11 protein-coding genes are annotated in these 11978 nt (G+C 69.0%); all 11 read right to left on the minus strand.

Translation table 11 applies throughout. The features are described 5' to 3' along the window. Positions 1 to 31: 31 nt before the first annotated feature. Positions 32 to 1171, minus strand: coding sequence for a lysophospholipid acyltransferase family protein (locus tag ACY5KJ_RS11640; RefSeq protein ID WP_462203357.1), 1140 nt, complete (start codon positions 1169 to 1171; stop codon positions 32 to 34). Between the two features lie 61 nt (positions 1172 to 1232). Continuing rightward, a complete protein-coding gene (locus tag ACY5KJ_RS11645; RefSeq protein WP_462187954.1) occupies positions 1233 to 2273 on the minus strand; it encodes an NAD-dependent epimerase/dehydratase family protein in 1041 nt (346 codons plus the stop codon). Between the two features lie 321 nt (positions 2274 to 2594). Continuing rightward, entirely contained in the window at positions 2595 to 3464 is an 870-nt protein-coding gene (locus ACY5KJ_RS11650; RefSeq protein WP_462187947.1) for an SAM hydrolase/SAM-dependent halogenase family protein, read from the minus strand. Between the two features lie 256 nt (positions 3465 to 3720). Next, positions 3721 to 3819: a 30S ribosomal protein bS22 gene (locus ACY5KJ_RS11655; RefSeq protein WP_003948845.1), complete on the minus strand. Its 99-nt coding sequence runs from the start codon at positions 3817 to 3819 to the stop codon at positions 3721 to 3723. 112 nt (positions 3820 to 3931) lie between these two features. Further along, positions 3932 to 4729, minus strand: a complete 798-nt coding sequence (gene proC / locus ACY5KJ_RS11660) for a pyrroline-5-carboxylate reductase (RefSeq protein ID WP_462187948.1) — start codon at positions 4727 to 4729, stop codon at positions 3932 to 3934. A 230-nt stretch (positions 4730 to 4959) separates the two neighbouring features. Then, positions 4960 to 6546 carry an acyltransferase family protein gene (locus ACY5KJ_RS11665; protein WP_462203355.1) on the minus strand — a complete coding sequence of 529 codons (1587 nt, stop codon included), beginning with the start codon at positions 6544 to 6546 and terminating at the stop codon, positions 4960 to 4962. Positions 6547 to 7034: 488 nt separating this feature from the next. After that, complete coding sequence (locus ACY5KJ_RS11670; RefSeq protein WP_462187951.1) at positions 7035 to 7832, minus strand: class I SAM-dependent methyltransferase; 798 nt, start codon at positions 7830 to 7832, stop codon at positions 7035 to 7037. A gap of 70 nt (positions 7833 to 7902) precedes the next feature. Next, positions 7903 to 8853 (minus strand): sugar phosphate isomerase/epimerase family protein, encoded by a 951-nt coding sequence (locus ACY5KJ_RS11675; RefSeq protein ID WP_462187955.1) that lies wholly within the window; start codon positions 8851 to 8853, stop codon positions 7903 to 7905. A 270-nt stretch (positions 8854 to 9123) separates the two neighbouring features. Continuing rightward, entirely contained in the window at positions 9124 to 10059 is a 936-nt protein-coding gene (locus ACY5KJ_RS11680) for a Ppx/GppA phosphatase family protein (protein ID WP_462187956.1), read from the minus strand. Positions 10060 to 10220: 161 nt separating this feature from the next. Continuing rightward, the gene (locus ACY5KJ_RS11685; RefSeq protein WP_011434934.1) at positions 10221 to 10901 is read right to left on the minus strand and encodes a response regulator transcription factor; all 681 of its coding nucleotides are present in this window, start codon (positions 10899 to 10901) and stop codon (positions 10221 to 10223) included. A 117-nt stretch (positions 10902 to 11018) separates the two neighbouring features. Next, positions 11019 to 11978, minus strand: a 960-nt coding sequence (locus ACY5KJ_RS11690; protein ID WP_462203356.1) for a sensor histidine kinase, incomplete at its 5' end; no start/stop codon positions are given.

Here is an 11978-nt window from a genome sequence, read left to right on the forward strand (position 1 = left end):
ACCTAGAGCACCTTCGGTGCCGGGAAAGAACCTAGAAGAACACCGAGCGGCGCTGCATCAGCAGGCTGTACAGCGTGTGCTGGATGGTCTCCCGGATGCGGTCGGTGAGCTCGAACACCAGCATCGGGTCGTCCGCCGCCTCAGCGGTGTACGTCTTCGTCGGGACCGGCTCCCCGAACTCGATGATCCATTTGGATGGAAGTGGGATGAACCCCAGCAGGCCGAGCCACGGGAAGGTCGGTGTAATCGGCAGGTAGGGCAGCCCGAGCAGGCGAGCGAGCGACCTCGCGTTGCCGATCATAGGATAGATTTCTTCGGCTCCGACGATCGTGCACGGAATGATCGGCGCACCCGTCCGCAACGCGGCCGAGACGAACCCTCCGCGCCCGAACCGCTGCAACTTGTACCGCTCACTGAACGGCTTGCCGACGCCCTTGAAGCCCTCCGGCCAGACCCCGACAAGGTGCCCGGTATTCAGCAGGTGTTCCGCGTCAGCCTGACACGCCAGGGTGTTGCCGATCTTACGAGCCAGCGGGGCCAGGAACGGCACCGCGAACACCAGGTCGGCCGCGAGCATGCGCAGGTGGCGATGGGCCGGATGATGATCGAGGATGGCCACAGCCATCATCAGCGCGTCCATTGGCAGGGTGCCCGAGTGATTGGCCACCACCAGAGCGCCACCCGTGTCCGGGATGTTCTCCAGCCCCCGGGTCTCGACCCGGAAGTAGTCCCGGTAGATCGGCCGCAGCAGCGGAGCGACGACGTGTTCGGTGAGGTCCGGGTCAAACCCGTGCTCGTCGACGACGTAGTCGCCGGTGATGCGCCGCCGCAGGAAGGCCAGCGATCCCGCGAGGGCCGTCTCCAGATCACCGGGTTCGGCCACCGGCGGTGGCGCACCGTCCGTCCCGGCACCGCCGTCGGGCCCGGCACCGGCGGTGGGACCCGTCGTCGGGTCGGACGGCCCACCCGCCGCCGACCGGCTGTCGGTCAGCGTCGCCTCGGCACCGTTGAGCGAGGAGCGAGGGGATGCGGCGGCCGCAGCGGCTGGACCGAGGAAGACCGCGCCGGGGGAAACCCCGTCGAGAAAAGCCGGGTCGTGGGAAGCCGGGTCGGCCGCGGCGGATTTCCAAGGCATGATCTGCGCTTCACCCCGGGATTCGTCACCTTCCATCACGTGTTCCGCCTCCCCCCTTGTCCGATCCCGCATCTGGCGGGCCGCAACCGCCCCCCCATCACCGTGTTCCCACCAGCCGGCGTCGGGCCAGCGAGTCGAGCATCCTGTGCTCGGCCCGGGAGATCAGATCGTGGTCGATGGTGAACCGGAGCCCGCGCTGGCGGACGAAACTGTCGAAGGTCTCCACCGTCGAGTACCGGGGCCGGTAACCGAAGATCTCCTTCAGTCGGGTCGTGTCCACGGCCCGGCCGTGCGCGAGAAAGTCGAGCTGCTCAGCGGAGAAGTCGACGAGCCGCAGCCGCCGGGCGACCCCGCCCAACATCCCGATCATGGGGAACGGCACCGGCGTGAACGGCCGACCCGCTCGGCGGATCGCCTGCGAAAGCAGGAGCACACCGTCCCCGGCCACGTTGAACGTCCCCGGGTGGGCGCCGCGGGTCGCGCGCATCAGCACGGCCAGCGCGTCATCGGAGTGCAACAGCTGGATGCGGGGGTCGAAGCCAAGGACCGTGGGAACCAGCGGAAGGTCCAGATAGCGCGCGAGCGGGCTGTCGATCTGCGGACCGAGGATGTTGGTGAACCGCAGCACGGTTACCGCGATGTCGGGACGTCGCCGGCTGAATCCACGCACGTAACCCTCGACCTCGACGGCGTCCTTGGCATAGCCACCGGTGGGCAGGGCGCGCGGCTCGGTGTCCTCCGTAAACAGCGCAGGGTCGCGAGCGGACGACCCGTAGATCGACGTCGTGGACTTCACTACCAGCTTGGTGACACTGGGCGCCTTCTGACACGCGGCCAGCAGCTGCATCGTGCCGATGACGTTGATTTCCTTCATCGCGGTCCGTCCACCCGCACCGAGCGGCGTGGCGATCACGTTCAGGTGCAGCACCGCATCAATCTCCGTGGTAGAAATCACCTTTGCGATCAACGGATGCCGGATGTCCGCGCGCACGAACTGGGTCCGCCCGAGGTCGCTGGTGGGAGCAGTGGTATCGACCCCGACAACGGCTTCGACCCCCGGGTCAGCCGCGAGCGCCATCGCCACCTGCGCCCCCAACGGCCGCGCTACACCGGTCACCAACACACGGCGTGGTCTCATGGCAGTCTCCCGCAACGCCCGCATGGTCCAGTCCGGCACCCGGACCGGATGGCCGGGCGGCCGGGCAGCCCGAACCAGGCCGACCGGAGCACGCCGCCGTTCCCCGGGGCCGAAGGCCACGATGTCCGGCCGAGGAAGGTTCACGCGGTCCGATCGTGGGCTCATCGTACGCCCATCCCTCGACCGCTCACTGCGCAGCGTAAGGCCAGCCGCGCACATCGAATACGAAGAACGGGGAAAAAATAACCCGTCCAAGCCGGAGGAGGATCGACGCCGGCCAGGCCCGGTGCCGCTGCTGCCGGCCCAGCAGTGATGCCGGCATCACTGCTGGGCCGGCAGCGGAAGATCCCGGATGGAGCGTCCCGGTGACGGGCTCCTCGGCAGTTGTGCCACGACGACCGCGTCCTGGCGCCGCAGCCGCAGCAGGTCGGCCGCTCGCCCACAGTTTACCGCGATCATCACCCGACGCAACGCATCCTCGCACAGGGTGACTCCACCACGAGGCACATCGCCGTAGGTATACGTGAACGTGAGCCGCATGACGCGGTTGCCGGCGCGGACCTCGACCAGATCTCCCAACAGAATGCCAGCGGCCTCCAACTCGGCCCGGGTCATGTTGAGCGAGAGGTTGCCGAAGTGGTCGACGGACACGACCTCGCCGTGCACATGGTCGTCGTCGACGCTGCACGCCCGCGGCTGGAAACGCGTGAGCGTGCCGGGGTCGAGCCGGGGGCCGACGTCGGTGAGGGCGAGCCCGGCAGCGAGCCGGGCCGCGACCGGCGCATAGACGTCCCGTCCCCGGAACACCGCGGTGGGCAGCGGCAGCCACAGCTCCCGGTTGGAGATCTCGTGCACCGCGGCGACGCCACCGAGCGCCTCCCAGGCCAGCGACGCCACGCCGTTGTCCGGGCAGACGAAAGTCGAGCCGTCCGTGCTCCGGATCGCCACGCCACGGGTGTAACCGTCGGCATCGAGCCGCTCCACGACGACGAGATGAACCCCTATCGGAAGATAACCGATCGCGCCGACCAGGGTGACGGCCGCATGCCCGACGTCCTGCGGCGCGATGGCGTGGCAGACGTCGAGGACGCGCGCCGACGGGGCGTGCCGCGCGATAACCCCGTGACACACCCCTACAGAGGCATCGTCGACGCCGTAGTCGGACAGGAAATTGATCCACGATCCCGTCATGCCGTCTCCCTGGCTGCGGGCCGGCCACGCTGCCACCCGAGGGAAACAGCCTGCCACACGGTAACAGTTACAGCACGCAAAGCCACATGATACGAGACGACATGGCGGTACGAACTCGTGGCGTGCGAGGTGGACGCCGGACGCTGGGGACCGCGGATCAGCCGACTACCTCCAGGTGCGACCGGACTCCCGGGTACGCCCCACCCCCCGGTGGGCGACCCGCGTACTGGTGCGCTACCTACTTCCTGTCAGCGGCCTACTTCTTGTTGCGGCGCTGAACGCGCGTCCGCTTCAGCAACTTGCGGTGCTTCTTCTTGGCCATCCGCTTACGACGCTTCTTGATGACAGAACCCACGTACCCGACCGATCTATGTTGAGGAATTTACCGGGCGAGCCTACCCGCCACGGCGGGCAACCATCGGAGCCCGGGCACTCCGGTACCCAGGTGCTCCGGTACCCGGGTGCTCTCAACCACGGCCGAGTTCCTGCGACCGACTGCTCGCCGCCTCCAGGGCGTCCATGAGCGCCGCGCGCACACCGCGACGGTCCAGCTCCCGCAGCGCCGCGATCGTGGTCCCGGCCGGAGAGGTGACGGCCTCCCGCAACAGCGCCGGATGCTCGCCGCTCTCGCGCAGCATCCGCGCCGAGCCCAGAGCGGTTTGGGTCATGAGTTCCGCGGCCAGGGTCCGGGGCAGCCCGAGGAGCACACCCGCCTCGATCATCGCATCGACAAGGTAGAAGAAGTACGCCGGTCCGCTACCGGACAGGGCCGTCACCGCGTCGAGCTGGGACTCCGCCACCCGCGTCACCCTGCCGACCGGCGTCAGCAGGGCCTCTGCCGTGGCAAGGTGCTCCTCCTCAGCGTAGCGGCCCCCGCAGATCGCCGACATCGCCTCCCCGACGAGCAGCGGGGTGTTCGTCATCACCCGGACTACTGGGGGAAGCGAAGGTAGCCGCTCCTCGAGAAGATCAGTGGTGATACCCGCCGCCAACGACACCACGAGCGTCCCGTTCGCCACAACCGACCCGATCTCGGCCAGCAGGGTCCCGACGTCCTGGGGCTTCACCGCGATGATCAGAACATCCGCCTTGGCGGCTGCCACCGCCGGCGCCTGCACCTCGACGCCGTGACTCGCCACGATCTCACCAGCTCGGTCGGCATCACGTTCGGCCACGACGATGTCCTGAGCGGCATGTCCGGACCGCAGCAGCCCCGACAGCATCGCCCCGCCGAGCCGTCCCACCCCCATGACCGTAACGATCATGACCATCCTTCCCTTCCACCCGCTTCTACCCCGGCCTGGAGGTTACGGCGCCCTCGGGCGGCCAGCGGAACGCGGATCCCGGCCCACCGTCGTGCGCGGGCTATCAGCCGTAGCCCGACTGGCGATCGGCTCCGCGTCGCCCGTCGTACTCGAGCCGGCGTTCGTGGCCACCCCAGTGGCCGGGTTCGTGACCCGTCCAGAGCTCGTGTCGCGTCCAGGGCTCGTGACGTTCACCTTGCCGGCCGGCGACGGATCGAGGATCGTAGATTATTTTCGGCGGTGTATGGGCGGTCCGTGGCCGCCGGCCGCTGCGCCTCCTCGCCGCCGTTCTGCCGGCCTCGCACCGCCCACGACAGGTCGGCGGTCTCGGTGAGTCCGTACCCATACCCCGGCCAAGGACGGGCGTAGCCCTCATCGATCCATTCATCGGCATCGGCCGGGCCAGCCGCCGGTTGATCGGACCCGACCTCGTACGACGACCAGCCACCGTCGTCCGACCGGTTACCGTCCGACCAGCCGCCCTGCGACCGGGTCCCGGGCGGATCGCCGGGCCGGTCGCGATCCAGCCGATCAGACTGACCGATCGCAGCTGGCGCGGGCCCACGGGGGGTGTCGGCCCACGGGGGTCGGGCACGCTGCGCGGGCTTCTCCACGAACCGGTTCGAGAAGTACGCGATGAACGTGCTGACCGCCGCCGCCACGACGACCGACGGCCACAGCCCGATCCGGGGCACCAGCTGCCCGTTCGCAGCCGAGATCACCGGATAGTGCCAGAGGTAGATACTGAAAGTGATCTTTCCGAGGAAAGCCATCCGCGGACCACCCAGCAGGCGAACCCAGCAGGCGTCGCGACGCAGGTCGGCGCCCAGAATGACCACGGCACCGAGCAGGGCGCTGGGCAGGTAGGCGGCATGGTCGAGCCAGTTGGCGTCATAACCGTCCTTGTCCGGCCCAAGGAAGGCGAAGAAGATCAATCCGATCCCCGCGACGAGGCCGAAATCGGCGATCCGACGGCCCGCCCGCCAACGCTCGACCGTCGCCGCCGTGACAGGGGTCATCGTGCCGATCTGCTGGGCGTGCCGGCGGCGGCGCGGCGCGGTCAGGCCCGGCTCCTCTGCGACGAGGGCGCGCAGGCGGGTGTCACGCCAGACCGCCAGCAGACAGCCGATCAGCAGCGGGGTGACGTGCGTGTCCAGCGCGAGGTACACCCGCGAGTGCGGGGCGCCGCCGACGGCCACGGTCCAGGTCCAGACCGCCGCGAAGGCGATCATGGCGAGAAGTATCTTCAGCAGGTGCGCCCGGAACCGGTCCGAGCGGCTGACAATCAGGAACAGCCCCGGCCACAGGAGATAGAACTGCTCCTCCAGGGACAAGGACCACACGTGGGCCAACCATCGCCCACCGGCGGCAGGATGTAGGACCTTGTACCAGTTGTTGACATTGAAGAAGGCGGAGAGCGCACTCCCGATGTAGTCGTCCCGGAAGGGGATGTCGTTCCATTTGAATGCCACCGTCACCACGAGCCCGACGAGCAGGTACACCCACATCGCGGGCATCAGCCGGTAGGCCCGGCGCACCAAGAATCGACTCACCGAGATCGTCCCGGTCCGGCTGTGTTCGGTCAGCAGGAGCGCGGTGATAAGAAATCCACTCAGCACGAAGAAGACGTCGACGGCGACGTTGCTGGCATGGATCGCGCCCATGTGGCCGGCGAGGATGGTGTAGATACAGACGATCCGCAACCCATCCAGCGCCGGGTTGTACGCGAACTTCGCCGCGGCGGCAGCCGCCGAGGGCTCGGCCGGCCCGGCCGGCATGGAGGGTCCGGCCGGCGGCTCCCAGCCGGCCGGGGTGCCGTCGCGCTTTATCCTTGTCGCCTCAGTCTGCTGTGGAGCAAGCCGCATGATGACCGTCGCCTCCTCCAGCGGGCGCCGGCAGTCCCGGCACCGACGCCCGACACTCAGGGTGACCGCACGGTGCCGCGGTGACCCGAGCGTGAGGCGCTCCCGAACCACGCCTCCGGTCGGACCAATGGCCCGGACGCGGGTACCCGTATCACTCCGCTACGCCAGCGAAGTCAGACACCACTGTGCGAATGACGCAAGACTAACGGATCGGAAAATTCAGGGCGAGACGGGTACCAGTGGCCACAAAACAACGTCACACCAAAAAAGCGACGCTGTGCGCACGGTTCATTACGAAGACACATCGGCCGAACCATGGCGTCACGGTGCGTCAGAGAAAAGGGGGGGATCGCCGGCTGGGAGAGCCGCGGCAGGGGCGCCCACGCCGTCTCTCCCGCGCGCTACTCGGGAACCTGGGCAATCACCAGGAGCGTACGAAACGGCTCGACGACGACACCGTCAGGAAAGGCGCGCAGCATCGTGCGACGCTCCGCGTCAAGGAAATCGCCGAGGCGATCGCCGATGGCCGCGACGTAGGACTTCGACCGCTGCCACGTGAGGTAGTCATCGATGTTAATCCGGCGCCGCCACCGGCCGGTCAGGGTGACGACCTCACTGAAGTGGCCGGTCCACCGCAGCTCGTCGGCGAACGGTCGCGCACGGTACCCGCGGTGATATCCGGAGTTCATCCGCTCGAGCCGTTCCTGCTGGCGCTGCCACCACCGGTACTCCTCGGCGTCGACGTCGTTCCACCACACGGCGAGGGCTCCGCCGGGCCGCAGCACGCGGGCGGCCTCGGCCGCGGCGGTCGGCACATGTACCCAGTGCCATGCCTGGGCATAGCAGACCAGGTCGGCAACCTGGTTCCGGAAGGGCAACGCCTCCCCGTCCCCGCGCACCGTGGGCAGTCCGGGGCTCCGCTCGCGCAACCGCGCCAGCATGTTCGGCCCGGGTTCCACCGGTACCACCCGCGCGCCCCGACCGATCAGCAGGCGCGTGGCGATGCCGGTCCCGGCGCCGACGTCAAGCACGTCCGCGCCGCGCAGCGGCCGCCCGAGGAACCGCTCGACGTCACGGAAGATGTGGTCGGGATAACTCGGCCTGGCCGCGGCGTAGGCATCCGCCAACGGGTCGAACAGCGAGCCGGTGGGGGTACGACCAGAAGGGACGGACACTCCGCCATGGTGGCACTCGACCATAGCGGCGATCCACGGGAACGGTGTCAGCCCCGGACGCGGGTCAGCTGTCGGTGGATCAGCTATCGGTGGATCAGCCGTAGGTGGAACGGAGTCCTGCGGCAGACGGTGCGGCGAAGTGCAGACGGGTGAACGCCAGCGCCTCGGCGAGTTCGGCCTCGCGCTGGGCGCGCGACTCGGCCCGCCTGGTGTTGATCTCGACCACCACGGTGCCGGCGAAACCGCCGGCGGCCAGCAGTTCGAGCAGCTCGGCACAGGGCTGCGTGCCACGACCGGGGACGAGATGTTCGTCTTTGGCCGAGCCCAGACCATCGGCCATATGCACGTGGACCAGCCGCTCGCCGAGAAGCTCGGCCATCTCGAGCGGGTCCGAGCGGGACACACTCGTGTGCGACAGGTCGAGGGTGACATGCGCGTAGTCATCCTCGACCGGGGACCAGTCCGGGGCATAGGCGGAGACCTCCCGCCCCCGCGCCCGCAGCGGGAACATGTTCTCCACCGCGAAGCGGATGTCGGTCTCGCCGGCCATCCGCTCGATGCCCGTCACGAACTCGCGGGCATAGTCCCGCTGCCAGCGAAACGGCGGGTGGACGACGACCGTCGACGCGCCGAGCGTCTCAGCCGCGGTACGGGCCCGCACCAGCTTCGCCCATGGATCCGTACCCCAGACCCGCTGGGTGAGCAGCAGGCACGGCGCGTGAATGGCCAGAATCGGGATGCCGTGATAGTCTATCAGCCGCTTCAGCGCCTGCGGATCCTGGCTGACCGGATCGGTCCAGACCATAATCTCGACCCCGTCATACCCCAGCCGCGCCGCCATCTCGAAGGCCGAGGCGGTGGACTCGGGATAGGTCGAAGCCGTGGAGAGCGCCACGCGGGCACCCGGAGCGGTCGTGACCAGCTCGGGCGCTCCGCGCGGGACAACGGGCGAGGAGCCACCGCCACCACCGCAGCCGCCGCCACCGCCACCGCCGGGCCCCGGACCGCCCGCGGCCCTGCCGGACGAGATCGGGGCGGGAGCCATCGCGGTCGGCGCCACCGACCGCGCGTCGTCACGCCATGCCTGCAATCCGTCTCCCTGCCGCGCGAGCCGGGGGTTGGCCGTCATGACCGACCTCTCTCCCAGGCTAGGCCATCTCCGCGGGCCCGCCCGCACAGACATCCGCGGGATGACGGTTGGAACCCCCCTATCGCCCGTGAGAACGGCCACATCAGGCAATTACGCACCTCGAAAGCACTTTCTGCAACGCCCATGTCACCCTCTGTCGGGTAAAGGGAATTCATCGCTCCGGCGTCAGGATGAGGTGAGCCAGTCCAGCCGGCGCAGGATCACCCCTTCGCGCAGGGCCCAGGGGCAGATCTCCACCTCGTGGATGGCAAACAGACCGAGAGCCTCGTCCGCGACGACCGCCCCCGCGACCAGCTGGGCCGCCCGGGAGGCGGAGACGCCCGGCAGCGCCGCGCGTTCCTCGACCGACATCCGGCACACCTTGGCCGTCACCTCCGCGAGGTCGTCCCGGCGCAGCACCCGGCGGGTATAGGGACCGCGGCTGTAGGGCTCCGCACCGGCGATCCGGGCCAGCGACCGGAAGGTCTTCGACGTCGCCACCGCCCTCGTGTGCTCCCCCAGGGGGTAGATCGTGCCCACGATCGGCGCGATCTGGGACCGGACATAACGGCGCAGCTCGCTGAGCTCGGACCGCTTGGGCGGGTCGCTCGGAACCAGCCAGTCCCGGGTCAGCCGGCTCGCGCCGAGCGGCAGGGATGCGACCACCTCGGGATCCTCGTGCATGCCGGCGCCGATCTCCAGGGAACCACCGCCGATGTCCAACGCCAGCAACCGGCCGGCGCTCCAGCCGAACCACCGGCGGACGGCGAGGAAGGTCAACCTGGCCTCCTCCTCCCCGGGCAGGACGCCGATGGCGACCCCGGTGGCCTCGCCCACCCGGCGCAGGACCGCCTCTCCGTTGGTGGCGTCCCGCAACGCCGACGTGGCGAAGGCCGCCAGATCGTAGACCCCGAGCGCGTCGGCCTGCTGGCGCATGTCCAGAATGCAGGAGGTCAGAGCGCGCTCTCCGGCGGCGTCCAGCGCCCCGTCCGTGTCGAGCAGTTCCACCAGCCGCAGCGGCACGCGCACACTGGCGGCCGGCTGTGGCTGGCCGCCCCGGTGCGCGTCCACGACAAGCAGGTGGACGGTGTTCGAGCCGATGTCGATCACACCAAGACGCATCGGACCGGGATGTGGACCCGCCGGGAGCGGACTCACCGCGGCCGCCTGCCGTCCCGGAGCGACAGCGGCGTCGGGCTGCGCCACGATCTTCGGAAACCACGCACCCGGACACACGCCACCGAGCACCTCTTCACCGTTCCCTCCGGCCGCGACCGCCGGGGTCACGGCTCGAACTTGTATCCCAGTCCCCGAACGGTCACCAGGTGCCGCGGGTTGCCGGGTTCGTGCTCGATCTTTGTCCGCAGTCGTTTGACGTGGACATCCAGGGTCTTGGTGTCGCCGACGTAGTCCGACCCCCAGACCCGGTCGATCAGTTGGCCCCGGGTCAGCACCCGGCCCGCGTTGCGCAGGAACATCTCCAACAGCTCGAACTCCTTGAGCGGCAGGGTGACCGTGGTCCCGTCGACGGTGACGACATGGCGCTCAACGTCCATCCGGACCGGGCCTGCCTCCAACGTCGCGTCCCCCACCTCCTCGTTCTCCGACCGCCGCCGCAGCACCGCGCGGATCCGCGCCACCAGTTCCCGGGCGGAGAACGGCTTCGTGACGTAGTCGTCCGCTCCGAGTTCCAGCCCGAGCACCTTGTCGATCTCGCTATCCCGAGCGGTCAGCATGATGATCGGCACAGTGGAACGGGTTCGCAAGGTCCGGCACACTTCCGTGCCCGACAGGCCCGGCAGCATGAGGTCCAGCAGCACAAGATCAGCCCCCCGCCGATCGAACTCGGCCAGCGCGCTGGGGCCGTCGGCGACGACTCCCACCTCGAAGCCCTCCCGTTCCAACATGAACGACAACGCGTCGGAGAAGGACTCCTCGTCCTCGACCACGAGCAGCCGGGTCACCTGTTCGCTCCCCTTGTTACGTTGGACGGACCGGCCGACCCGGACCGCTTCCTGTTATTGTCGATGGGACGGGTGGACCCGCCGCGTTCACTGGTCATGACCAGTACCGTTCACCGTTCACGAACCGCCACCGAGTTCATCATCGCCATGATGTTCACCATCGCCCCGACCGCGGGCGTCGGCACCGACCCCGACGACGTCGAAGCCATCCACCCCGTCATCCTCGCGGGTTTCGTCCGGGCCGTCCGTCATCGCATCGTCATCGTCGCCGGTGAACAGCGGCAGCCGGAGCGTGAAGGTGGAACCCGCGCCCTCGGCGCTCCACACGGAGACCACGCCGCCGTGATTGGTCGCGATGTGCTTGACGATGGCGAGCCCCAGGCCGGTCCCACCGGTCGCGCGGGATCGCGCCGGATCCGCCCGATAGAAACGTTCGAAGACCCGTTCCAGGTCCTTCTCCGCGATCCCGATGCCCTCGTCGGCGACGGAGATCTCCACGCTCCCACCGCTGCGCCGGACCCCGAGCACGACCCGGGTGCCACGCGGCGAGTAGCTGATCGCATTGTCGAGCAGGTTCGCGACGGCGGTCACGAGCTGGCCCTCGTCCCCGCACACCGGCAGGTCATCGTCGCCGATCACCACAACCGAGATCGCCTGGGCCTGCGCTGCCAGCCGGGTACGGTCGACCGCCTCGGTGAGCACCGCGGACGCCCGCATCGGCCGCAGGTTGGGCAGCGGATCGGCGCCCTGCAGCCGGGAGAGATCGATGATCTCCTGAACCAGACGGGCGAGCCGGGCCGATTCGTGAGTCATCCGGGAGGCGAACCGGCGGACTGCCACCGGGTCCTCGCAGGCCGCGGCGACCGCTTCGGCAAGGACGTGCAACGCACCGACCGGTGTCTTGAGCTCGTGGCTGATGTTCGCCACGAAGTCCCGACGGACGGCCTCGACCCGACGCGACTCGGTGATGTCATCCACGATGACGGCGACATGACCGGACGAGTCCAGCAGCCGGGCCCGGGCACGCACCGCCAGCCCCTCCTGGTCCGGTCGGGGACGGGTGAGGGGGGGCTCGGG

Source organism: Frankia sp. CcWB3 (assembly GCF_977927595.1).

Excerpts from the sequence above, each read along its gene's own strand:
- ACY5KJ_RS11640 (WP_462203357.1), bottom strand. The coding sequence starts at position 1,171 with ATGGAAGGTGACGAATCCCGGGGTGAAGCGCAGATCATGCCTTGGAAA.
- ACY5KJ_RS11645 (WP_462187954.1), bottom strand. The coding sequence starts at position 2,273 with ATGAGACCACGCCGTGTGTTGGTGACCGGTGTAGCGCGGCCGTTGGGG.
- ACY5KJ_RS11650 (WP_462187947.1), bottom strand. The coding sequence starts at position 3,464 with ATGACGGGATCGTGGATCAATTTCCTGTCCGACTACGGCGTCGACGAT.
- proC (WP_462187948.1), bottom strand. The coding sequence starts at position 4,729 with ATGATCGTTACGGTCATGGGGGTGGGACGGCTCGGCGGGGCGATGCTG.
- ACY5KJ_RS11665 (WP_462203355.1), bottom strand. The coding sequence starts at position 6,546 with ATGCCGGCCGGGCCGGCCGAGCCCTCGGCGGCTGCCGCCGCGGCGAAG.
- ACY5KJ_RS11670 (WP_462187951.1), bottom strand. The coding sequence starts at position 7,832 with ATGGTCGAGTGCCACCATGGCGGAGTGTCCGTCCCTTCTGGTCGTACC.
- ACY5KJ_RS11675 (WP_462187955.1), bottom strand. The coding sequence starts at position 8,853 with ATGGCTCCCGCCCCGATCTCGTCCGGCAGGGCCGCGGGCGGTCCGGGG.
- ACY5KJ_RS11680 (WP_462187956.1), bottom strand. The coding sequence starts at position 10,059 with ATGCGTCTTGGTGTGATCGACATCGGCTCGAACACCGTCCACCTGCTT.